The following is a 23,838-nucleotide window of genomic DNA, read 5'->3' as shown; positions in this document are numbered from 1 at the left end:
GCCGTCGCGGAGGATCGGCCCTCGGGAGGGGCCGGTGGGCGACCGCCTGCCTCCGGCCGCGTTCATCGCCGTTTCCTCCCGACCAGAAGCTTTTCGACGTCGCCGGGATCCACGCGGTACCCGGACCGTCCGTCCTTCAACAGATCCTTGAGACGACGGGACCCCGGGAGCACGTCGCGCGGTCGCCCGGTCAACGGGTCGCGGCGGGACGACGTCGAGGGGAGCCATTGGGCCGGAGGGATGGAGGGGTAGGGCGAGACGGGCACCGGGGTGACCGCCCGCCACGGCGTCACATACGGCGTCACAGGTCTGACATCGACGCGGACTCCGGGGGAGTAGGCGGGTTCCCGGCCGAGGAGGGACGGCAGGGAGGTCACCAGGAACAGACCGCCTATCAGCACGGCACCGGCGAGACGGATCTGAAGCTGCCTGCGGTTCTCCCGCAGCTCCTCCACGTCGGCGGCCGGAGAGACGCTCATCGTCTCGACGGGCTCCTCGGCCTGGCGGGTCCCTTCCGCATCCTGACCGAGCCAGGTCTCCGGGTCGACTCCGAGCGAGCCGAGATGCAGGCGCAACCGTCCGACCTCGGTGATCCCGCCGACGACCGCCGCCGTCACGAGAACGCGGATCTCCTCGACGGTGACTCCGGCGGCGGCCAGCGCCCCCGAGCGGCTCCAGGCGAGGCGGTTCTCCCCGGTCCAGGTCATCTCCCAGTGGGCCCGCCCCCGGGTGACGAGAGCCTGTCCGACCAGCGCGAACAGCGCGGCGTCCAGCCGCGGCAGTGCCGCTGTCGCCTCCTGTCCCCCGGGCGTGCCCGGGAGCCGGACGACGCGCCCGTCCAGGTCCTCGTCCTCCTCCGTCGCCAGGGGGTCGGCGAAGTGCGCCGCGAGCCGCCTTCCCCTGCCTCTCGCCAGCAGGTCCAGGACCGTCGCCAGGGCGGGCCGCGTGGTGCCGCCGACCCGGCGCGCGGCCCGGACGAGTCGCCGCGCGGGCTCCGTCGCCCGGGTCTCCGCCGTCAGCTCGACCCACTCGCCCCACGGGAGTGTGGCCAGCCTCGTCGAGGCGGCGGGGAACAGGCAGCGCTGTACGGCCTGCGGGCCCGGCCCCGGGCCCAGGCTCTCCGCGGCGGGAACCCGGTCGCGTCCCGCTCCGGGAGCCTGGTCGCGCTCCACCGTGGGACCTTCGGGCAAGCCGAGCGCCTCAAGGCGCCGGGCCAGGCTCGGATGCGAGTCGTAGCGCGAGACGCTCCTGGAGGGCGGAAGCCCTCTCAGCTCCTCGATCCTGCCCCGGTAGCCGGGAGCGGCGAGCATCGTCGCGAACACGGCCAGGGGGTCGTCGGGCACGCACCCCCTGGCGTGCATCGGGTCGAGGTAGCGACTCCGGAACTCCTCCCACGCGCCCGGCAGGACCGCCAGGGAGCGCCACAGCGCCTCGGCCGCGACCTCCGCGCCGACGATCCCGGCAGCGGCGGCGTCCGCCTGGAGCTCCTGCCGTCGGTTGACGGCTGAGGAGAGCCTGAAGTACACGAAGGCGTAACCGAGGAAGGGCCACCAGATCCAGGAGGACGGGACGCCCTGCCTCCTGCCACGCGCGCCGGGGAGCGGGCGCCGGGAGCGTTCGAGCCGGTCGAGGGTGGCCCGCAGCGCGAGGTGGCCCCGATAGGTGATGGCTCCGAGCCGGGTGTGCGCGTGCGCGTAGTGGCCCAGCTCGTGGCAGAGCACCGCGCGCAGCTCGTCGGCCGAGAGACCGGCCAGCAGCGGCAGCCCGACGTACAGGCGTCGCGTCCCACCGACGAGGCCGAGAAGGCTCGTCTCCTCCGTCACCGCCGCGTTGACCTCGCCGGTGAGCCAGATGCTCGCGGGAGGACGGGTGCCGACCTCCTCGGCCAGCTGCCTGACGACGGCCCACAGGGCGGGCGCCTGGCCCGGTGTGACCGAGACGGCCTGCGGATCGGGCTCGTGCCAGACGCCGAAGGCGAACAGGCCGCGCAGGACCCAGAGTGCGGGAACCGTGGTGAGCGCCATCATCACCGCCCCGGTCGGCAGCGGTTTGCCCAGGGAGACCGAATCCTGCACGAGCAGGGCGATGGCGCCGAGGTCGACGAGCACGAGGACCAGGCACAGCGTGTACAGGCCGACGAGCAGCCCGAGTGCCAGGAGCGCGCGTAACAGGATCATGCCCGCCCCCGGCCGTCAGGAGCCCGCGACGCCGACTCGATCACGTGGCGGACCCGTTCGAGCCCGGTCTCCTCGGCCTCGAACGCCTCGCCGAGCCAGGCCAGGGTGCCGCGCAGGAGCAGGGCGAGCGGGTCGTCCCCGCGCGCGGGCCCGTTCGCGCCGAGCAGGCCGGGCAGACGGACGAACCGCTCGCCGGGCCTCCTGAGTGGCCTGGTCAGTCCCATCAGCCGTTCCAGCCTGCGACGTGCCTGGAAGAGGTTGACGGCGACCAGTGAGCTCTTGACCCCGAGCATGTCGGCGACCTCCTTCTGCGACAGGCCGTACACGCAGTGGGCGAGCACCACGATCCGCTCGCGCTCCGTCAGCGCGGGGAGCGCGGCGAGGACCATCGTGACCTCGGCCGTCTCCTCGGGGGACGAGCACGGCCGTACCGGAACCCTGAGCTCAACCGCCTCCCGCCGCCTCCGCCTGCCCGCCACCTTCCACCACCGCCGCTGCATCGTGGTGTGGACCCACTTCTCCGCGGCTCTCGGCTCGTAGCGGCCGATACGGTCCCAGTGCCTGAACGCCTCGAGATAGGCGTCCGCCATGGCGTCCTCCGCGTCCTGCCTGCCGCCGCAGATCACGGTCGCCCTGGCGAGCATGCGCGCGGACGTCAGCTCGTAGAACTCCCCGAACCCAGCCGGATCAGGCCGCGCGGCCTCCCGCCCCTCCCCCTCCTCCCCCGCGTCCCCGCTCCCCCGCCCCGCGGTTCCCGTGCTTTCCGGTCGTGCGATGTTCCGTTCGGTCATCGTTCGCCCCTCCGCCGGAGGCCGGACGCCGGGGAGTCCTGGAGACACACGATCAGCGTCCCCTCGCCCGTCCTGTGGTCAATGATCACGGGCCCTTCCCCGGCCCGCAGCCGTACCACCGTGACCTCGCCGCCCGCCTCGATCCCGTAGGACGGACGCGTGCGGTACAAGATCATAAAAAGCACCAGCCTGACCGCACCCGCCACCATGGCGAAAACGACCGGATCGCTCATCGCGGGACCGCCCTTTCGGCTCGGTAACGGCCGACGCCTTGAGCGTCGGCTCCGTGCTTCAAAAAGGCCTCCGCGACGAGAAATCTTTAGCCGGAGTCGACGTGATTCCCATCGGCGCATGGATCCCGTCCGGTCGCGCTCCCCCACCGGAGAAAGCGATCGCCCAGCGAACCACTAAATGTCAGTAAAGCATCACGCTGCGATGATCAAATGGGGAAAGGTGGTTTTCCTGATCAGGGATCGGCGAGAGGGGAAGACCATCGCCCTCTCCTGCTCCCTCGACGAAAATCGTCTCCGGCGACCACGAGCGAGGAAAGCCATCGACACCGCGATCTCACCTCTTCGGCGCGGTCGCGCCGCCTCCCCCGGCGCGGGAGCCCTCGTACGGCGACGGCCCTCGCTCAGGACGGCGGTCGCGGTCGTCGCGACGGCGGGGTTCCTCTGCCCCACCGGCCCCGCCCTGGCCACGTCCACGTCCACATCCGCGCCCGCGCCCGCGTCCACGTCCACGTCCACGTCCACGGGACGGGTCGCGCGCGGCACCCTGCAGGCCGCGTTCGCCGAGGCCGCCAGGACCTACGGCGTACCGGAGAGCGTCCTGCTCGGCGTCTCCTACCTCGAGTCGCGCTGGGAGGCCAACGCGGGCCTGCCCAGTACCTCCGGGGGTTTCGGCCCGATGCACCTGACCGACGCCGCAGCCCTGTCCTCCGCCCTCTCCCACTCCCCGCACCACCACACCGGCGACGCCGAGGATCCCCGCGGCGACGACTCCAGGGCCACAAAGCACCCCGTTGAGGCCGGCGCCCCGGGGATTGCCGGCGTGCTGCGCACGCTGGAGCGGGCGGCGGAGCTCACCGGTGAGAGCAGGCGGCGGTTGCGCGGCGACGCGGCGGCCAACATCCTCGGTGGCGCGGCGCTACTCGCCGACCAGCAGAGACGGCTGGGGATCCGGCCCGGCAGGGGCCCCGCAGGGTGGTACGGAGCCGTCGCGGGATATTCGGGGGCGTCGGACACGGGAACAGCCAGGGCATTCGCGGACGCGGTCTACGCCGTGATCCGCTCGGGGGCCGACAGGGTGACCGGCGACGGCCGGCAGGTGCGTCTGCGGGCCGTACCCGGCCTGCGGCCGTTCGAGGGACAGCTGGAACGGCTGGGCCTGCGTGAGCCCGTCACCGGCGACGTCGAGTGCCCGGCGACGATCTCCTGTGAGTGGATTCCCGCGCCCTACCGGGCGCTGCCCGGCGGCGGCTACGGCAATCATGACCTTTCCGACAGGCCGTTGAACCAGGGGATCGACTACATCGTCATCCACGACACGGAGACCGCGTACGACCCCACGGTCAGGCTGGTCCAGGACCCCGCGTACGTGAGCTGGCACTACACGCTGCGCTCGCAGGACGGTCATGTCGCCCAGCACCTGAGGACCGGGGACGTCGGCTGGCACGCGGGCAACTGGTACGTCAACGCGACCTCGATCGGCCTCGAGCACGAAGGCTTCCTCACTCAGGGCGGCGCCTGGTACACGGAGGCGATGTACCGCGCCTCGGCGGAGCTGGTGCGCCACCTGGCGCTGCGGTACGGCATCCCGCTGGACCGCGCGCACGTCATCGGCCACGACAACGTGCCGGGACCGCTGCCGGGCACCGTCGGTGGCATGCACGAGGACCCGGGCCCCTACTGGGACTGGGCGCACTACTTCGAGCTGCTCGGCCGGCCCCTGCAGGCTTCGGGCGGCCCCGGCGCCGGGTCGGTGACGATCCTGCCCGACTACGCCACCAACCGACCGCGCTACACCGGCTGCGATCCGGCGGAACCGGCCGCGGCCTGCCCGCCGCACGGATCGTCGTCCGTGTGGCTGCGCACCGAGCCACGCGAGGACGCCCCGCTGGTCAGGGACATCGGCAAACATCCGGACGGCGGCGCGCTCGACGACGTCCGCGACCACGGCGCCCGCGCGGCGACCGGGCAGCGCTACGCCGTCGCGGGTCGCCAGGGCGACTGGACGGCCATCTGGTACCTGGGGCAGCGGGCCTGGTTCCACGACCCCGCCGACCACCCGGTCTCGGTGCCCTCGTCCGGCCCGGTCGTCACCCCCAGGCCAGGCCTGGAAAGCGTCCCGGTGTACGGCAGGGCCTACCCCGAGCCGGAGGCCTACCCCGCGGGCGTACCCGTCCAGCCGATCATCCCGCTCCAGTACGCCTTCGGCGCGGGACAGCGTTACACCCTCGGTCTGGTCGCCAGGGGCGCGTACTACCGGGCCGCCGCCTTCGACGCCCAGGAGCGGCCGGTGGTCCGCGGCGAGCTGCGGTACTACCAGATCCAGTTCGGCCACCGGGTGATGTTCGTCAGGGCCGACGACGTCACCGTCTCCCCGGACTGACGCCCCGCGCCTGCGCCTCTCCCCCGCAGGCCACGATCTCCCACAGGCCCCGTTCGGGGCGGGTGCCGACCCGCCCCGAGTGGGGTCGGGTCAGCGGAGGGTGCCGTTGGTCATGCCCACGGGTTCCTCGGGGACCGCGATCAGGCCGAGTTCCGAGGGGGCGGCCACGAGCGGGTGGTCGGGCACGACCCGGACGGTGTAGCCGAAGGAACCGGTGCGATCCAACGGGATCGTGCCGCTGAAGACGGCCTTTCCGTCGTCGGCCTCGGCCTCCAGGGTCAGATCGGCGTAGGACGGCCCGACCAGCTCGTCGTGCTGCCCGACCAGGCCGTAGGCGGCCTGGACCCGGACGTCCTGGGGCTGCAGCTCACCGAGGGCGATGGTCGCCCGCAGTTCGAGGGACGCCCCGACCTCGGGGGTCTCGCCCAGGTTCGTGGCCTCGACGTGCTCGACCCGCACCCCGGGCCATGCCTGGTGGACCCGGAGCTTCCAGGCGGCGAAGTGCCTGGCGGGGTCGTACCCGTCGGCGGACAGGGCACGCGCCGACCTGGCCGCGGGGGCGTACAGGCCGATCACGTAGTCGCGGAGCATCCGGCCCGCGAGAACCTTGGGGCCCAGCGAGGTCAGGGTGTGCCGGACCATCTCCAGCCAGCGCAGCGGCAGGCCGTCGGAGGCCCTGTCGTAGAACCGGTCGGCGACCTCGTGCTCGATCAGGTCGTAGAGCGCGTTCGCCTCAAGCTCGTCGCGACGGTCGGGGTCGGCGACGCCGTCGGCGGTGGGGACGGCCCAGCCGTTCGTGCCGTCGTACCACTCGTCCCACCAGCCGTCGCGGATGGACAGGTTGAGGCCGCCGTTCAGCGCGGCCTTCATCCCCGAGGTGCCGCACGCCTCCAGGGGACGCAGCGGGTTGTTCATCCACACGTCACAACCCTGGACGAGCAGCTGGCCCAGGGCCATGTCGTAGTCGGGCAGGAAGACGATGCGGTGCCTGACGTCCTCCCCGTCGGTGAACTTCACGATCTGCTGGATGAGCTTCTTGCCGCCCTCGTCCGCCGGGTGCGCCTTGCCCGCGATCACGATCTGGACCGGCTTCTCCGGGTCGAGCAGCAGCTCGCGGAGCCGCTCGGGGTCGTTCAGCATCAGGGTGAGCCGCTTGTACGACGGCACCCTGCGCGCGAAGCCGATGGTCAGCACGTTCGGGTCGAGGGCGTCCTCGATCCAGCCGAGCTCGGCACGCGAGGCGCCCCTGGCGAGCCAGGACCTGCGCAGCCGCTCCCTGGCCGCCGTGACCAGACGGCCCCGCAGCCTGCCCCTGATCCCCCAGACGTCCACGTCGGAGATCTTGTTGACGCCCTCCCAGCCCTGGGCCCGCTCGACCAGGGTCGGCAGCTCCCTGCCCGCCAGCTCCATGATCTCGCGGCCGACCCAGGTCGGCGCGTGCACGCCGTTGGTGATCGACCCGATCGGGATCTCGTCGGCGTCGAACCCGGGCCACAGGCCCTGGAACATCTCGCGGCTGACCGCGCCGTGCAGCTCGGAGACCCCGTTGACCCGCTGGGCCAGGCGCATGCCCATCGCGGCCATGTTGAACTTGCCCGGCTCGTCCTCCGCGCCGAGCTCCAGAATGCGGTCGACCGGGACCGTCGGCCAGGCGTTCTCGCCACCGAACTGCCGGGCGATCATCTCGGCGGGGAAGCGGTCGATCCCGGCGGGCACGGGGGTGTGGGTGGTGAAGACCGTGCCGGCGCGGACCGCTTCGAGCGCCTCGTCGAAGGAGAGCCTGGCCTCGGTGAGCTCGCGGATGCGCTCAAGCCCGAGGAAACCCGCGTGGCCCTCGTTGGTGTGGAAGACCTCGGGCTCGGGGTGGCCGCTGACCCGGGAATAGGCCCGGATGGCGCGGACGCCGCCGATGCCCAGCAGCAGCTCCTGCATCAGACGGTGATCGGTGCCGCCGCCGTACAGGCGGTCGGTGACATCGCGGGCGGCCGGGTCGTTCTCGGCCACGTCCGAGTCGAGCAGCAGCAGCGGGACGCGGCCGACCTGGGCGACCCAGACCTGGGCGTGCAGGGTGCGGTGCTCGGGCAGGCCGATCGCGACGCGGACCGGCGTGCCGTCCTCCTCCTTCAGGAGGGTCAGCGGCAGCCCGCCGGGGTCGAGCGAGGGGTAGTGCTCGAGCTGCCAGCCCTCCGGCGAGAGGGACTGGGTGAAGTAGCCGTGGTGGTACAGCAGGCCGACGGCCAGGATCGGCACGCCGAGGTCGCTGGCGGCCTTGAGGTGGTCGCCGGCGAGGATGCCCAGGCCGCCCGAGTACTGCGGCAGCGCGGCGGCGATGCCGTACTCGGGGGAGAAGTAGGCGACGGCCTGCGGCGCGTCGGGAATGGTTTGGTACCAGCGGGGCGCGGTCATGTACTCGCGGAGGTCGTCAGCCGCGTCCGCGACCCGCCTGAGGAAGCGGCGGTCGGAGGCCAGCTCGCGCAGGCGGCTCGCCTCGACGGCGCCGAGCAGGGCGACCGGATCGTGGCCGACCCGTTCCCAGACGGCCGGGTCGACCTCGGCGAAGAGGTCGAGTGTTTCCGGGTGCCACGACCAGCGCAGATTGTGCACAAGCTCGCCGAGGGAGGCCAGCTCCGGTGGAAGGACGGTGCGGACGGTGAACCTACGGATTGCTCTCACGCTGCCAGACCCTAGTTACTCAGCGCCACGACGGCGACCCGGACACTCACGCGTCTCCCCCTCACCGCTATCAATCAGCTCCAAACACATCAAAGACCAGTCGATCAACGAGGAGGACACGCCAGGGGGACAACTCGCCGAACAGTAAGAGGTCCCGCACTCTTCCACCTACACGCATGAAGATGGACTATTGGGGCAACGCATCTATGGGTCGCGACGCCCCGCTCCCGGGAAGGCGGACGTCGAGGCGGAGGCAGGGTATTGTCCTGCCCCGAGGCCGGTGACCAGGGACTTTTGAAGAAGCGATGATCTTTTCTTGCCGACTTTTTCGGCGGCGCCGCGCGTGCCGTCGCTACCTTGAGACGCGATGATCGGACGAATTCCAATCCAGGACATCCAGCCCACGGTCGAGTGCGGGCGCTATCCCGCGAAGGCTGCCGCGGGTGAGACCTTCGAGATCACCGCGACCGTGTTCCGCGAGGGACACGACGCGGTCGCCGCGGGCGCCGTGCTGACGGGCCCCGACGGCGTGCGCGGCCCGCTGCTGCCCATGCGCGAGCTGGCGCCGGGAACCGACCGTTGGGGTGTCGAGGTGACGCTGCCGACGGAGGGCGAGTGGCACTTCCGCGTCGAGGCGTGGGGTGACCCGATGGCCACCTGGCTGCATGACGCGGGGATCAAGATCCCTCGCGACCTGGACGCCGAACTGATGTGCGAGGAGGGCGCCCGGCTCTTCGAGCGCGCCGCGAAGGCCGTACGACCCGCGGACTGCGCGCAGGCGGGCGCGGGACCCTCGGAGTCCAGGCAGGCGGGCGGCAAGAAGGCCGGGGGCAAGGCGACCTCCGCGGCCTCGGCGGCGAAGAAGACGGCGGTGCGCGCCCACGTGTGCGGGCACCGGCCCGCGCTGCAGGCGGTCGCGGCCAAGCTGCGCGACACGGGCCTCGACCCCCGCGCCCGGTTCGCGGTCGCCCAGCTCCCCGAGACGGCGGAGCTGCTGCGCGCGCACCCGCTGCGGGAGCTGGTGACCCGCTCGCAGCGCCGGGTCGTCAAGGTCGACCGGCGCAGGGCGCTGTTCGGATCCTGGTATGAGCTCTTCCCCCGCTCCGAGGGTGCGATCGTCGAGCAGGACTCCGCCCCCAAGTCCGGAAATTTCAAGACCGCCGCGAACCGGCTGCCCGCCGTCGCGAAGATGGGCTTCGACGTCGTCTACCTGCCCCCGGTCCACCCGATCGGGCACAGCTTCCGCAAGGGGCCGAACAACACCCTGACGCCGGGGCCGTACGATCCCGGATCGCCGTGGGCGATCGGTTCCGAGGAGGGCGGACACGACGCCCTCCACCCCGACCTCGGCACGTTCGAGGACTTCGACGCCTTCGTGGCCAAGGCCCGCGAGCTCGGCATGGAGGTCGCCCTCGACCTGGCCCTGCAGTGCGCGCCCGACCACCCGTGGGTCAAGGAGCACCCGGAGTGGTTCAACATCCGCGCCGACGGCTCGATCGCGTACGCGGAGAACCCCCCGAAGAAGTACCAGGACATCTACCCGCTGAACTTCGACAAGGACCCCGAGGGCATCTACGCCGAGGTCAAACGGGTGGTCCGGCTGTGGATGGACCACGGCGTGCGGATCTTCCGGGTGGACAACCCGCACACGAAACCGGTGGCGTTCTGGGAACGGCTGATCGCCGACATCGGCTCAACCGACCCGGACGTGCTGTTCCTCGCCGAGGCCTTCACCCGGCCCCCGATGATGCACGCGCTGGCCAAGGTCGGCTTCCACCAGTCCTACACGTACTTCACCTGGCGCAACTCCCGGCCGGAGATCGAGGAGTACTTCACCGAGCTCTCCCACGTGACGTCGCACTTCCTGCGGCCGAACGTGTTCGTCAACACACCGGACATTCTCCACGAATACCTCCAGCACGGGGGAGTCGCGGCATTCCGCATCAGAGCGATCCTCGCGGCGATGGCGATGCCGACATGGGGCGTTTACGCAGGCTATGAACTTACGGAGAATGTCCCAGTTCGTCCGGGTAGCGAAGAATACCTAGATAGTGAGAAATATCAGTACAGACCACGCGATTGGGTCGGCGCCGAGCGCGAGGGCCGTAGCCTGGCGCCACTGATCACGCAACTTAATTTGTTGCGAAGAGCACACCCGGCGCTCCAGGAACTGCGTAACCTACGATTCCACAGCGTCGACAATCCGGACGTGGTCTGCTTCTCAAAGCGGCTGCCCGGCGCCCGCGACACGGCCACACGACGGCACGGCATGGGCGACGTGGTCCTGACTGTCGTGAACCTCGATCCGCATCACACCCACGAGGCGACGGTTTCGCTGGACATGCCCGCCCTGGGTCTCGGCTGGAACGCCGAGTTCGTCGTGGACGACGAGCTCTCCGGCGAGTCATACCGCTGGCGGCAGACCAACTACGTGCGCCTCGATCCTCATATCCACCCAGCACACATCTTCACTCTGCGTGCCACGGCGAACCAGCGGTGAGCCGGCCGGGTACGCATACCGGCAAACAGCGGGGAGTCCACTGGTGAGTCAGGTACCTGAGCCAATTCCGAACACCTTCGACGAGGAGAAGCCGCGCGACCCGTACTGGTTCAAGCGCGCCGTCTTCTACGAGGTGCTCATCCGGGGATTCGCCGACTCCAACGGAGACGGCACCGGAGACATCCGAGGTCTCATCGAGAGACTGGACTACCTCCAGTGGCTCGGCGTCGACTGTCTCTGGCTGCTGCCCCTGTACGAGTCGCCGCTGCGTGACGGTGGTTACGACATCGCGGACTTCATGAAGATCCTCCCCGAGTTCGGGGACCTGGGCGACTTCGTGAAGCTGGTCGATGAGGCCCACAAGCGCGGCATGCGGGTCATCGCCGACCTGGTGATGAACCACACCAGCGACCAGCACCCCTGGTTCCAGGCCTCCCGGCACGACCCGGAGGGGCCGTTCGGGGACTTCTACGTCTGGAACGACGACGACGAGCTGTACAAGGACGCCCGGATCATCTTCATCGACACCGAGTCGTCCAACTGGACCTACGACCCGGTGCGCCAGCAGTACTACTGGCACCGCTTCTTCTCCCACCAGCCGGACCTCAACTACGAGAACCCGGACGTGCAGGACGCGATGCTCGAGGTGCTGCGGTTCTGGCTGGACCTCGGCATCGACGGGTTCAGGATGGACGCCATCCCGTACCTGTTCGAGCAGGAAGGCACCAACTGCGAGAACCTGCCCAGGACCCACGAGTACCTCAAGCGGGTCAGGGCCGAGGTCGACCGGCTCTACCCGGACCGGGTGCTGCTGGCCGAGGCCAACCAGTGGCCCGCGGACGTGGTCGAGTACTTCGGCGACCCCGCGACCGGCGGCGACGAGTGCCACATGGCGTTCCACTTCCCACTGATGCCGCGCATCTTCATGGCGGTCAGACGGGAGTCGCGCTACCCGATCTCCGAGATCATGGCGCAGACGCCGAAGATCCCGGAGAACTGCCAGTGGGGCATCTTCCTGCGCAATCACGATGAGCTGACGCTGGAGATGGTGACCGACGACGAGCGCGACTACATGTACTCGGAGTACGCCAAGGACCCCAGGATGCGGGCCAATGTCGGCATCCGGCGGCGCCTCGCCCCGCTGCTGGAGAACGACCGCAACCAGATCGAGCTGTTCACCGCGCTGCTGCTGTCACTGCCCGGCTCGCCCGTGCTCTACTACGGCGACGAGATCGGGATGGGCGACAACATCTGGCTCGGCGACCGCGACGGCGTCCGCACCCCGATGCAGTGGAGCCCGGACCGCAACGCCGGGTTCTCCAACTGCGACCCGGGCAGGCTCTACCTCCCGATCATCATGGACCCGATCTACGGGTACCAGGCGCTCAACGTCGAGGCCCAGCAGAAGAGCTCCGGGTCGCTGCTGCACTGGACCAAGCGCATGATCGACATCCGTAAGCGTCACCCCGTCTTCGGCCTCGGGGCGTTCACCGAGCTGAACTCCTCGAACCCGAGCGTCCTGGCCTACGTGCGTGAGCTCGGCGACGACCGCATGCTGTGCGTCAACAACCTGTCACGTTTCCCCCAGCCGGTTGAGCTTGACCTGCGCCGCTTCGAGGGATCGGTGCCCGTCGAGACGATGGGCGGGGTTCCGTTCCCACCGATTGGCGAACTTCCGTATCTTTTGACGCTTCCTGGGCATGGGTTCTATTGGTTCACCCTGCCACCCACATCCCAGGAGGCGTAAGGCCGTGTTGACGGAGCTCCTTTCCGGCTGGATCACCCATCAACGATGGTTCGCCGGTAAGGGGCGCCCGATCGACGATCTGAACGTCGAATCCGACATCGAACTGCGCCCCGGCCTGCGCCACCTGATCATCTCGGTGCGCCAGGCCGGGGAACGCGACCGCTACCAACTCCTGCTCGGCACGGACGGCGAGACCTCTGGCCGCTACAGCCACGCCAGAATCGGCGAGAACTACTACGACGCCGTCTACGACCCCGACGTCACGGGGACCCTGCTCGAGGGGATGGCCGAGGACCGCGACATCGGCCCACTCCGCTTCCGCCACCTCGAGGGAAAGTGGATCGACACCTCACTGCGCAGCCTGGTGCTCGGCGCGGAGCAGTCCAACACCTCTCTGGTGTACGGCGAGACCTACATCTGCAAGCTGTTCCGCCGTCTCATCCCGGGCGTCAACCCCGAGCTGGAGATCGTCACCGCCCTGGCCCGGCACGGGGCGGGGCACATCGCGCAGCCGTACGGCTGGATCGAGGCCGACCTCGACGGCGAGCCGACCACGCTGGCGATGACCCAGGAGTTCCTCGCGACCGCGAACGACGGCTGGGCCCTGGCCCTGACCAGCGTTCGCGACCTGTACGCCTCGTTCGACCCCTCCGCCTCGGACGCGGGAGGCGACTTCAGCTCCGAGTCCCACCGGCTGGGCATCGCCACCGCCGAAGTGCACCGTGAGCTGGCCACCGCCTTCCCCACCGGGGTGATGGAGTCCCAGGACGTCAAGCAGATGGTCGAGGACCAGCAGCGCCGCCTGGCCCAGGCGATCACCGAGGTGCCCGCCCTCGTCGAGCACGCGCGGGTGGTCGAGGACGCCTACCAGCGGGTCGCGGACGTGGTCTCCGAGATACCGGTCCAGCGCGTCCACGGTGACTACCACCTCGGCCAGGTGATGCGCACGACCACCGACTGGGTCGTCCTCGACTTCGAGGGCGAGCCGGGCCAGCCGCTGGCCGAGCGCCGCGCCCTGTCCTCCCCGCTGCGCGACGTGGCCGGGATGCTCCGCTCCTTCGACTACGCGGCCCGCCACCTGCTGGCCGGAAACCCGCGAGCCGAGGCCCTGCTGCCCAGGGCCGCCGAATGGGCCGAGCTGAACCGCTCGTCCTTCCTGGCGGGCTATTCGGCGGGCGGCGGCCACCTGCACGCGGAGGACGCCGTCCTGCTGCGCGCCCTCGAACTGAGCAAGGCCGTCTACGAGGTCACCTACGAGGCCCGCAACCGCCCAACCTGGCTGCCCATCCCGATGGCCGCCTTCAAAACGGACAACTGAGCCAACCGCCTCGTAAAGAGGCCGGTTCAAAACGCGCTGCCCTGCACCGCCTCACCGTGAACCGGCGCACGACGCGTCACGGCATCAGGATGATCTTTCCGACGGCGGCGCGGTTCTCGATGCGCCGGTGGGCCTCGGCGGCGTCCGCGAGCGGCAGCACGCTGTCGATCCGCGGACGGACGCGGCCGTCGGCGGCCATCGCGAGGGCGTCGGCCCGCGCGGCCCGGACACGTTCCGCCCAGTCGGTCATGCCGCCGCAGCCGACGAGCGTCAGGCCTCGACGGAGCAGGTCCATCGGGGTGATGGCGGGCTCGCCGTCCAGCACGCCGTAGAACAGGACGCGGCCCGTGCCCGGGGTCATCGTGTCGAGGAGACGACCGACGGACGCTCCGCCGATGGACTCGAAGACCACGTCCAGGCCGTCGCCGCCGAGGGCTTCGGGGATCCGCTCGGTCCAGCCGGGATCGGTGTGGTCCAGCACCACGTCCGCGCCCATCTCGAGGGCGTGCTCCCGCTTGGCGGGGCCGCCCCGTGCGCGGGCGGTCCAGTTGTCTATGGGCATACCTGGTCCATGCGAACCTGGTCTTCCGGCTCCGTACGAATCCGCCGGGGAGGAGAAGCAGGTTGACCGAGCAGCGCCGCGAACGCGCCGACGCGGCACGCAACCGGCGCGCGATCCTGCGGGCGGCGGAGGAGCTCCTTCGGGAGCACGAACCCGACCAGGTCTCGGTCGAGCGGGTCGCCGCCGCGGCGGGCGTCGGCAAGGGCACGGTGTTTCACCGCTTCGGCAGCCGTGCCGGCCTGATGCGGGAGCTGATGGAGGAGCGCGCCCACGAACTACATGAGGCCGTCGTGGCGGGCCCTCCCCCGCTGGGCCCCGGCGCGCCGCCCTTGGACAGGCTCACGGCCTTCCTGGAGGCGATCGTCTCCCTCGCCTCGCGCAATGTCGGCCTGATCACAGCACACGAGCACGCCCTGGCGACGCAGAAGCAGCCCGCCGCCTCACGCCTGACCAACCCGATCTATCTGTTCTGGCACGGCCACACGACGGCGCTGATCACCGAGGCCCGCCCGACCCTGGACGCCGAGCTGGTCGCCCATCTCCTGGTCGGCTCGTTCCACAACGAGCCGATCGCGCAGTTGTTGCGCCAGGGAGAGTCAGAGCGCCTGGCCGCCTGCCTGCGCGACCTGACAACCTCCCTGCTCGGGCCGCCGGCAACCCCGTCCGGAGACCGGCGAACACGTCCGTGACGGGCCCGGGCACCGGCCGTCAGAACGCCTCCTCGGTTCCCACCAGGAGAACGCGGGAGCCGGCCCCCAGGTCCAGCGCGGTACGGGCAGCCGGTCCCAGGGACAGCAGGCCCGCCGCCCCCGCGGCACCACAGGCCGAGATCCGGACCTCCTCCGTAACCAGGAGCCTGGCGGCGCCCTCCGCCTCCTCGTCGGTGACGGTGACGAAGGCGTCGGCGAGGCGGGACAGCAGCCGCCAGGCGAGCAGGGACGGCTCGCGGCAGTCCAGCCGCCCCAGCGTGGTGCGCCCGCCCTCGACCCGCACCGGTTCACCCGCGCGGACACTCGCCAGCAGGCACGGGGCGGCCTCCGGTTCGACGACGACGATCCTGGGCCGCTCACCCCAGCGATCACGCACGTACCCGGCCGCGGCGCCCGCGAGCCCGCCGACGCCCGCCTGGACGAACACGTGCGTCGGCGGCTCCCCGCTCCAGCCGCCCACGTCTCCGGGCCCGCCGCCGAGCGCGCCAGGGCCACCACTCTTACCGCTCCTGCCGGCCCAGTTCACCTCCTCGAAGAGGACGGTGTAGCCGCGCATGATGTCGAGAGGAACGGCGGTGTAGCCCTCCCAGGAGCTGTCGGAGACCAGCCGCCAGCCGTGGCGCGCCGCGGCTTCCAGGGCCGTGGCCATGCTCTCCTCGTAGGTGCTTCCGCTGCGCCGTACCCGTGCGCCGAACGAGCGCAGGCGTCTGGCGAACTCCTCGGGGACGTCCTCGGCGAGCAGCACGATCGCGCCTGCGCCGAGCGCGCGTGCGCCCGCCGCCATGGAAAGGCCGTGGTTGCCGGCGCTGGCGCAGACAAACGGGGTGCGCGCGGCGACCACCCTGAGCTGCTCCTCGGTCGGGCCCAGGCCGTACCGCTCCTCGGTCTCGGCCATGACCAGGCGGGCGACGGCGTACATGCCGCCCAGCGCCTTGAAGCTGCCCAGCCCCATGCGCGCGCTCTCGTCCTTGAGCAGGATCGAGGCGACGCCCGCCCTGCGCGCCAGGGCGGGGAGGGCACGCAACGGGGTCGGACGGTAGTCGGGATGGCCAAGGAAGAAGGAGCGGGCCTCGGCAGCGTGGCCGACGCCGACCAGCTCTCGGTCGCGCTCGGTGTAGACGTCCCGTCCCGTGTTCAGCCAGCTTTCTCGCACAGCAAAAGGCTAGGGAGCCGGAGCGCGGGTGACTCTCGGCTTCGGGCTGGATTCTGCGGCTTGGCCGCGTTCCTCACCGCTAACCTGCGGTTTATGCGCACACCCAGCCTGGACCGGCTCGACTACGCCATTCTCGACCGCCTGCAGCGCGACGCGCGCACGATCGCCGAGTCGATCGCCGTCGAGGTGGGGATGTCCACCGCCGCCGTCCAGCGCCGCATCAAACGGCTCCGTGAGACCGGCGTGATCGCACGTGAGGTGGCGGTGCTCAACCCGAAGGCGCTCGGCCAGTCGATGACGTTCGTCGTGGAGGTGGAGATGGAGCGCGAGAGGTCGGAGGTGCTCGACGCGTTCCGCTACCAGATGGACGCCGACGACAACGTCCAGCAGTGCTACTACGTGACGGGCGCCTACGACTTCGTGCTGATCGTGACCGCCCGGGACATGGAGGACTTCGAGGAGTTCACCCAGCGGACGTTCTTCGACAACAGCAACGTACGGCGATTCACCACCAGCATCGTGATGCGCCCGATCAAGGTCGGCCTGACGCTCCCGCTTCCGCCACGGCGATAACCTGTCGATCCGCTCTCCGCGCCGCTGCCGCCGAAGCCGACGGCCAGTCCCCGAAGAGGGCCTCCTCACACCCCGTCGGCGGAGCGCTCACCGCCTGCCGCCGTCCCGGGAACCCGCTCCCGGAACTCATCGGAGAGTGACCTCAGGACTCCAGTTTCCCGAAGTCGGCCAGGGAGCCGTTGAACAGGAAGTCGGAGGTCTGGGTCATGGCGATCACGATCAGGTCCCGCCCGGGGTGGTTGAACCAGTAGGTGCCGTACCCGCCGTCCCAGCCGTAGCGGCCGGGAACGGAGGAGATCTCGTCCGGCTCGGTGACGACGGACACGCCGTATCCCCAGCCGCGCCCCCCGAGCACGACGTCACCCGTCGCCCGCTGCTCGGGCGTCAGGTGGTCGGCCGTCATCAGCTCGACGGACCTCTCCGACAGCAGCCGCCGCCCCTCGTGGACCCCCCGGTTGAGCAGCAGGCGGGAGAAGGCGAGGTAGTCGTCGACGGTCGAGAGCAGGCCCGCAGCCCCCGACGGGAACACCGGCGGCCTGGTCCACTCTTCCCGGCCGGTCAGCGTCTGCGGCTCCATCCGGCCGGTCACGGGGCTGGTCATGTAGTGGCCCGGAAGCCGGTCGAGATGCTCGGCCGGCAGCGAGAAGCCCGTCTCGCGCATGCCGAGCGGTTCGAGGAGGCGCGTCCTGAGGAAGTCTTCCAGCGGCATGCCGGAGGCGCGGGCGACCAGGACGCCGAGCACGAGCGAACCGACGTTGTACTGCCACCTCTCACCCGGCTGGTACATCAGCGGCAGCGTGCCGAACCGCCTCATCCACTCGTCGGGGTCGTGGGGCGTGCGGGGGTCCGGCGGTCCGGTGACGAGCTCCAGCTCCCTCGCCGCCTCGATGACGGGGTAGGGCAGGTCGATCGTGGGGAACGGCGAGTCAGGGGTGATGCCGAACACCAGACCGTGACCCATGCGGAAGGTCAGCAGGTCCTCGACCGTGATCGGACGCTCGGCGGGGACCGTGTCGTCGAGCGGGCCGTCGAGGCTCCTGAGCACCCTGCGGTCGGCCAGCTCGGGAAGCAGCCGGTCGACCGGCTCGTCCAGCGCCAGCCCGCCGTCTTCGACCAGCGTCATCGTCGCCGCGGCGAGGATCGGCTTCGTCATCGAGCCGATGCGGAAGATCGTGTCGCGCCGCATGGGCTCGCCACCGCCGAACGCCGTCACACCGACCGGGCCGACGTGCACCTCGTCGCCCTGGGCGACGAGCAGCACCAGGCCGGGCAGCTCGTCTTTCTCGACGCGCGCCGCCATCGCCTGGTGCAGGCGGTCAAACCCTGCCTGCAACGGGGTGTACGCCATCTTCTCAACCTCCGAGTCCGATGCCGGGTGTCCGATCCACCTCACGCGCCGTGGAACCGCCCGTCAGCGGAACGGCACCGCGGCCGCGGTGAGGCAGCCAGCCTCTCACCCGGGACCGACCTTTTCTCCCGGCACTCCGTCCCCGGAGACATACGTCGCAGGTCCGGTCGCCCTATCCTCGACCAGCCGATCGGGAGCGTACGGCGCCGCACTCCCGACCGGCGCGCCGCCGTACGACGGCAGCCCGTGGAAAAGACACGGACCGTCATTCGCGACGGCGTTTCAACGGGCACCGTCTCCCACGGAAAGGAGCCGATCGCCCCGAAACCCGGAACGCGGAACAATAAACCGGCGACCGGCCGCCAGGGTGGCGCATAAACTCCGCCCATAGTCCGTCAGATTCGCCGGGGCATTTACCGGAAACCGTCAGCGCGGGCGGCCGGTCCGCCGCGAACCGGAGGCAGGCGCACCTCACGCCCCAGAGGGCGTCCCGGGACACACCGTCACCGCACGCCGTACGGCTCCGCGGACACCACGCGTTTCGGCCGCCCCTTAGCCCTCATCGCATCACTTCCGCCACGAAGACCACTCCCGGAACGGTCTGACTCCCCAAACCCCGGTGCGCCAATTCACTGGCTTTCACGATCGCCGCCCGACAGGCAATCTTGACGTTGATCCACCCGGCCGGAAATCTCCTCTCTGCGGCCCGGGAAAAACGGAGAGAAATTCGTCAGAAGTTTGGAGAATCGAACATGGATCACGGAAAGAAAGCAGGAGGGTTCTTATCCGGAGCGGGGGCGCTCCTGACGTGTGCCCTGCTGGTCATCTTCACGGGGACCGCACCGGCACAGGCGAGCGCGGCGGGGGTGAACTGCGGTGACACGCTGACCGCCGATGCCGCCCTCACCGCGGACCTGATCTGTTCCGACATCGGGCTGAAGATCGACACTGACGGCGTGACCCTTGACCTGGGCGGCCACACCTTCACCGGAACCGGCATCACCGTACAGGCCGCGAACGTGACCGTGAAGAACGGCAAAATCGTGGGGACGAGCGAGAACGGCGTCTCCGTCTACCGGCCCGGCTCAGACCTTCGCGCCGGCGCGACGCTCTCCGATGTGCGGGTCGTCGGCAAGGACAGGACAACGGGAAGGACGCGGGCCCAAAACGCGACCCTGACCGTGAACGGCACCCCGAACACCTGCCTCATCGAGGGCCTGACCATCCTGGCGTCCACGGCGACGATCGAGCAGTGCACCGTACACGGCGAGGTGAACATCCAGGACTCGCCCGAGGCGACGGTGTCGTCGAGCACGCTGAGCAACGGACGACTGGTCACCGACAAGTCCGGGGGCACCTACAACGGGACGGTCTTCGACAACTTCCCGGTGACGGTCGGCGCCGACTCGGGGAACGACGTCTTCCAGGACAACCTCTTCAGGAACTCGGAGACGGCTCTCGAACTCAAGGGCGGCGGCCCCGCGAACCGGCGGACCACCTTCGACGGCAACGTCTTCATGAACAACTCCATCGGACTGCTGAGCACCGGCGGATTCGACCTCACGACCGTGAAGAACAACGTCTTCCACGGCAACAAGACGGTCGGGTTCCTGATCAACCAGAGCTCGGCCGGGGTCAATCCCGACCCGGTCGCCGACAACATCTTCTTCGGCAACGGCGCCTCCCCCCGCAAGATCACCGACCTGGGAGGGAACACCGTCCGCGGTGGCCTCCACGTCTTCACCGGCGCCACCCCGCAGCCCAACCTCACCCTGGCCCGCAACACCGGCCTGGCCAACGGAGGATTCCTCATCTGGGCCAAGCCCGGCTCGGTCGTGGACGGCGGCGGCAACCGAGGCCCCTGTGGCCCGAAGCCCAACCCCAGCCTCACCTGCGGCTGACCCTCCCGGCCCGATGAACGTCCCCGGCCAGGGCACCGGCGGGTAGGCGGCCGTCGGGCGCCCCCGGGTGAGCGAACACCGAATCCCCGGTGAGCAGACACCAGGCAGAACACGGCTCCCGCCCGGCACGGACGGGAGCCGCGTTTTCGTCCAGGCACGGCCGACAGGCTCAGCCGGCCTCCGTCATCCGCTGTTCGACGCGGCGGCGTGTCGCGACCGCCCTCGGGTCGTCGTAGTCGCTGAGAAGGCCCAGTGCCTTCGTCCAGTGCCGCCGGGCCGCCTCCCGCTCCTCGTCGGACAGGGCCTCGCCGAGACCGTCGAGGGCCAGGGCCTCGTGCCAGACGTCGCCGAGCTCGCGGTAGACCGCGGCGGCCTGGCGGTGGAAGTCGGCCGCCTCGACGAGACGGCCGAGGCAACGATAGGTCTCCCCCACGCCGTGCCAGGCCAGCGCCTCCCGGCTGCGGTCTCCGAGACGGCGGTGAAGCGTCGCGGAGCGCTGGTAGGAGACCAGCGCGTCCGAGAGCCGACCGGCAGCCCGCTGGGCGTTACCGAGGGCGATGAGCCAGAAACCCTCCAGGCGGTGGTTGCGGAGGGTGAGGGCGATCTCCAGCGCGTCGTGAGCCGATGCCAGGGCCTCCTTCACCTCGCCCTGCTCACGCTGGATGTCGCTCAGCAGGCGTAGGGCGTTCCCCTCGCCGCGTTTGCTGTCCAGGGAGCGGTGCACCGCCAGCGCACGCCGTACGGCCGCCGCCGCCTCCGGCAGATGTCCGGCGTGGTAATGGGTGCTGGCGAGGTTGGCCAGCGTGGTGGCCTCCCAGTGCGCCGAGCCCTGCTCCCGGAAGGCGGCGACGGCCTGCTCGAAGTGCCGTGCGGCATCATCCAGCCGCCTCCTGCGGAGGTTGACCAGCCCGATGAGGTTGAGCGAGTGCGCCTCGCCGAGCCGGTCGCCCAGCTCACTCCAGATCGCCAGCGCCCGGCGGTGGCTCTCAAGGCTGTCGGTCAGGCGATTGATCCGGACATAGCCGACGCCGAACTCCGTGAGCAGCCGCGCCTGCGCGACGCGGTCACCCAGCCGTTCCGCCGCCGCCAGGCCGAGACGGCCGACGGCCAGCCAGTCGGCCACCGGGGCCGAAGGGGGCTGCGCGTTCGCCAGGACGACCGACAGCTGCCAGGTGAGCTGGTCGTACCGGGCCCAGGTCGCGGCTCTGGCGACCTGGAGGAGGTTGGCGTGCTCGCGCTCCGACCAGTCGACGGCGGCGTCGTAGTCGGAGAAGGTCAGCGGCCGCACGCCGTCCACCGGTGGCGCGAGCCGCACCCGGCCCTCGGCGGGATTGATCCAGCTCTGGGCGGCGTCGGCAGTGTGGAGGTACCAGTCCAGCACGCGGCGGAGCGTGGCCTCCCGCTCCTCGGATGGCTCCTCCTGCTGCGCCTGGTCGGCGGCGTAGGCGCGCAGCAAATCGTGGAACTGGTAGCGGTCCGGCGTCGTGTGTTCCAGCAGATGGGCGCCGACCAGGGAGTCCAGGAGCTGCCGAGTCCTGCTGGGGGTCAGTCCCGCGAGCGCGGCGGCGGCGTTGAGCCCGAACTCGGGGCCGGGATGCAGGCCCAGAAGGCGGAACAGGCGGGCGACCTGATGGGGCAGGGCGCGGTAGGACCAGGCGAACACCGTGCGGACGGCCCCGGCCTCCTCGTCGTCCCCCGTGCTCAGGGCGTCCCACAGGGCGGACTCATCGCGCAGGTCGGCGATCAGGTCGTCCAGTCGCATGTGCGGGTAGCTGACGGCGCGTTCGGCGGCGATCCGCAGGGCCAGCGGCAGCCGGGCGCACAGCCGGGCCAGCTCGGTGAGCTTCTCCTCGTCGTCCTCCGGCCGGTATCCGGCGGTGACGGCGCGCAGCAGGGCGACAGCCTCCGCCTCGGGCAGCGTGCCCAGCGTCAGGCGGTGCGCCCCGTCCCGTACGGCGAGGCCCGACAGGCGGCTGCGGCTGGTGACGACGACCAGGCAGCCCGCGCTGCCGGGCAGCAGGGGACGGACCTGGCTCACCACGGCCGCGTTGTCCAGGACGATCAGCATCCGGCGGCCCGCCAGCAGCGAGCGGTAGAGCGCGGCGGCGGCGTCGAGATCCTGCGGCACGGAATGGGCACGGACCCCGAGGGCGATCAGGAAACGGTGCAGGGCGTCGTGGGCGGTGACCGGCTCCCCCGGGTCGTAACCACGCAGGTTGACGTAGAGCTGCCCGTCGGGGAAGCGGTCCTGGATCCGGTGGGCCCAGCGCAGCGCGAGCGACGTCTTGCCCACGCCCGCGGTTCCGGCTATCACGCACACCGAGATGACGCGCGGATCGCCGTCCTCGCCGGTCAGGACCGCGTTCAGCCGCTCGAACTCGTCGACGCGGTTGACGAACCCGCGCACGTCGGCGGGTAGCTGCCGCGGCACGAGGGCCACCGAACCGCTCCGGCCTCGCCCGCCGTGCCCGCCGTGGTCGTGGAAGTGCACTCCCCCGCTGACGTCCCTGGCCTGCACGACGTCACGTGAGGACCCCGACAGTTCGGAGCGCGAACCACCGGGGCGATCTTTGTCTTCTCCTGGCCTTTTGACGTCTACTCCGTCTTCGACCTTGCCGTGGACGAGGGAAGGTGCGCCACTTCTCGATCGAAGTAGGACGTCACGTCTTCGCCCGCCTCGTAGAGGCCCCTGATGTAGTTCTCCCAGCCCCGGATGAGGCCGGGATCGGTGTAGCGAACCGCGCCCTCGGGAACTCCGCTCTCGGTGTAGAGGACGCGGTAGAGGGTGCGGCCACCGAGGATGACCACCTCGGGCAGCGGACCGCTCCGCTCGGAAACCGCCACCCTCTCCACGCCGATCACGCGGATCCGCTCACCGCATTCGGCGCGCAGCCGCAGTGAGTGCAGTTCCCATCGCATGTACGGCGTGAGCGGCGTCTCGATCACACGCACCCGGTGAAAGAAGGAACAACGGCGTTCGTCCTCCCGCGCGACCGCGAGCAGGCCGTCTCGTCTTTCCTCAAGAAGCCGCATCGCCTCGTCCCAGTCGCCTCGGCGGAACGCGTCATGGCTGGGACTGCTCTGTTCCTCGAAGTGCTGCCGCCGTTCGAACTTCCAGGAGTCCCGGTTGCGAATCGCCGCGTCCCGTTGCCGGAAGTCGCGTCTGTAGGCTTCCCTGACGAGCCTCTCGCCCTGAGCGGGAATGAGAAAGGGAGCACGAAGGTCAGACATCGGCGATGTCCGCCTTCGCGACACTGAGCATGATGCCGGGGATGACGACCAGCCGCTCATCGGGGGCGAGGGACACGCCCTCCGGCAGGCGAGGGCCGTACGCTGCTGTGAGATCCCTGCCGATCACCGCGATGTCACCGTTGTCGAGTTGCCAGATGTCAGGACATTCGTCACGGCCGTCCGAGCTATCCAACTCCTTGGCCGACTTTCCCAGTCGACGCTCGAATAACGCGGACGGATCAGCCTCCCAGGAACGAGCCATGCCTGCCTCCACTCGGCTTGGCCGTACGTGTGACTGCCACGGCAGCATATGCGAGACAGCCCCCCAGAACAATGGAATGGGTGACTCCACACACGAGCATCAGCGAAGAAACAAACGGTTAGCCCGAAACAGGAGGAAAGCGGATCAATAACCGGCAATCACAACACCTCTCCAGGGTTCCCAACGCATGAGGTTACAGAGACTTGACGCAGGACCGGCCCCGCCCTGGCAGCCGCCGGTCGACCCGGGGCACGGAAAGCCTTTCTCCGGGCCGAAGGC

The 23,838-nt window shown here is 70.1% G+C and carries 17 protein-coding genes; 7 read left to right on the top strand and 10 right to left on the bottom strand.

All coding sequences use genetic code 11. The annotated features are described in order from the left end of the window. Positions 1-62: 62 nt before the first annotated feature. The 3 genes from AB0395_RS20590 to AB0395_RS20580 are packed head-to-tail and all read right to left on the bottom strand — an operon-like array spanning position 63 to position 3,201. Positions 63-2,177 carry a M48 family metallopeptidase gene (locus tag AB0395_RS20590; RefSeq protein WP_366282700.1) on the bottom strand — a complete coding sequence of 705 codons (2,115 nt, stop codon included), beginning with the start codon at positions 2,175-2,177 and terminating at the stop codon, positions 63-65. Continuing rightward, positions 2,174-2,968, bottom strand: coding sequence for an RNA polymerase sigma factor (locus AB0395_RS20585; protein ID WP_366282699.1), 795 nt, complete (start codon positions 2,966-2,968; stop codon positions 2,174-2,176). The genes AB0395_RS20590 and AB0395_RS20585 overlap by 4 nt, the downstream gene beginning before the upstream one ends. Then, a complete protein-coding gene (locus AB0395_RS20580) occupies positions 2,965-3,201 on the bottom strand; it encodes a hypothetical protein (protein ID WP_366282698.1) in 237 nt (78 codons plus the stop codon). The genes AB0395_RS20585 and AB0395_RS20580 overlap by 4 nt, the downstream gene beginning before the upstream one ends. A gap of 202 nt (positions 3,202-3,403) precedes the next feature. On the opposite strand from AB0395_RS20580, the gene AB0395_RS20575 reads away from it, so the two are divergent. After that, positions 3,404-5,581, top strand: coding sequence for a peptidoglycan recognition family protein (locus AB0395_RS20575; protein ID WP_366282697.1), 2,178 nt, complete (start codon positions 3,404-3,406; stop codon positions 5,579-5,581). Between the two features lie 90 nt (positions 5,582-5,671). Here the strand turns inward: AB0395_RS20575 and glgP are convergent, their stop codons facing one another. Then, positions 5,672-8,254, bottom strand: coding sequence for an alpha-glucan family phosphorylase (gene glgP, locus AB0395_RS20570; protein WP_366282695.1), 2,583 nt, complete (start codon positions 8,252-8,254; stop codon positions 5,672-5,674). 367 nt (positions 8,255-8,621) lie between these two features. Between glgP and AB0395_RS20565 the strand changes: the two genes are divergently transcribed. The 3 genes from AB0395_RS20565 to AB0395_RS20555 are packed head-to-tail and all read left to right on the top strand — an operon-like array spanning position 8,622 to position 13,819. After that, positions 8,622-10,754, top strand: coding sequence for an alpha-1,4-glucan--maltose-1-phosphate maltosyltransferase (locus AB0395_RS20565; protein WP_366282694.1), 2,133 nt, complete (start codon positions 8,622-8,624; stop codon positions 10,752-10,754). A gap of 43 nt (positions 10,755-10,797) precedes the next feature. After that, a complete protein-coding gene (treS, locus tag AB0395_RS20560; protein WP_366282692.1) occupies positions 10,798-12,501 on the top strand; it encodes a maltose alpha-D-glucosyltransferase in 1,704 nt (567 codons plus the stop codon). A gap of 4 nt (positions 12,502-12,505) precedes the next feature. Next, positions 12,506-13,819 carry a phosphotransferase gene (locus AB0395_RS20555; RefSeq protein ID WP_366282690.1) on the top strand — a complete coding sequence of 438 codons (1,314 nt, stop codon included), beginning with the start codon at positions 12,506-12,508 and terminating at the stop codon, positions 13,817-13,819. Positions 13,820-13,895: 76 nt separating this feature from the next. Here the strand turns inward: AB0395_RS20555 and AB0395_RS20550 are convergent, their stop codons facing one another. After that, positions 13,896-14,381, bottom strand: a complete 486-nt coding sequence (locus AB0395_RS20550) for a zinc-binding dehydrogenase (RefSeq protein WP_366282688.1) — start codon at positions 14,379-14,381, stop codon at positions 13,896-13,898. A 62-nt stretch (positions 14,382-14,443) separates the two neighbouring features. On the opposite strand from AB0395_RS20550, the gene AB0395_RS20545 reads away from it, so the two are divergent. After that, positions 14,444-15,070, top strand: coding sequence for a helix-turn-helix domain-containing protein (locus tag AB0395_RS20545; protein WP_366282687.1), 627 nt, complete (start codon positions 14,444-14,446; stop codon positions 15,068-15,070). 19 nt (positions 15,071-15,089) lie between these two features. Here the strand turns inward: AB0395_RS20545 and AB0395_RS20540 are convergent, their stop codons facing one another. Next, entirely contained in the window at positions 15,090-16,244 is a 1,155-nt protein-coding gene (locus AB0395_RS20540) for a pyridoxal-phosphate dependent enzyme (RefSeq protein ID WP_366282686.1), read from the bottom strand. Positions 16,245-16,337: 93 nt separating this feature from the next. Here AB0395_RS20540 and AB0395_RS20535 point away from each other — a divergent pair, with 93 nt between their 5' ends. Beyond that, entirely contained in the window at positions 16,338-16,817 is a 480-nt protein-coding gene (locus tag AB0395_RS20535; RefSeq protein WP_366282684.1) for an Lrp/AsnC family transcriptional regulator, read from the top strand. A gap of 142 nt (positions 16,818-16,959) precedes the next feature. On the opposite strand, the gene AB0395_RS20530 is transcribed toward AB0395_RS20535, so the two are convergent. After that, positions 16,960-18,165, bottom strand: coding sequence for a serine hydrolase domain-containing protein (locus AB0395_RS20530; RefSeq protein ID WP_366282682.1), 1,206 nt, complete (start codon positions 18,163-18,165; stop codon positions 16,960-16,962). A 752-nt stretch (positions 18,166-18,917) separates the two neighbouring features. Between AB0395_RS20530 and AB0395_RS20525 the strand changes: the two genes are divergently transcribed. After that, on the top strand, positions 18,918-20,066 hold the full coding sequence (locus AB0395_RS20525) for a right-handed parallel beta-helix repeat-containing protein (protein WP_366282681.1): 1,149 nt from the start codon (positions 18,918-18,920) through the stop codon (positions 20,064-20,066). 169 nt (positions 20,067-20,235) lie between these two features. Here AB0395_RS20525 and AB0395_RS20520 read toward each other — a convergent pair whose 3' ends face one another. From AB0395_RS20520 to AB0395_RS20510, 3 genes are all read right to left on the bottom strand, one after another. Further along, a complete protein-coding gene (locus AB0395_RS20520) occupies positions 20,236-22,584 on the bottom strand; it encodes a tetratricopeptide repeat protein (RefSeq protein ID WP_366282679.1) in 2,349 nt (782 codons plus the stop codon). Positions 22,585-22,661: 77 nt separating this feature from the next. Further along, positions 22,662-23,297: a DUF6879 family protein gene (locus AB0395_RS20515; protein ID WP_366282678.1), complete on the bottom strand. Its 636-nt coding sequence runs from the start codon at positions 23,295-23,297 to the stop codon at positions 22,662-22,664. Beyond that, a complete protein-coding gene (locus AB0395_RS20510) occupies positions 23,290-23,559 on the bottom strand; it encodes a hypothetical protein (RefSeq protein ID WP_366282677.1) in 270 nt (89 codons plus the stop codon). The genes AB0395_RS20515 and AB0395_RS20510 overlap by 8 nt, the downstream gene beginning before the upstream one ends. Positions 23,560-23,838 lie beyond the last annotated feature (279 nt).

Source organism: Streptosporangium sp. NPDC051023, from assembly GCF_040689595.1.
Lineage (GTDB): Bacteria > Actinomycetota > Actinomycetes > Streptosporangiales > Streptosporangiaceae > Streptosporangium.
The sequence above is the reverse complement of the archived record's forward strand: the minus strand, read 5'-3'. Positions and strand labels throughout refer to the sequence as shown.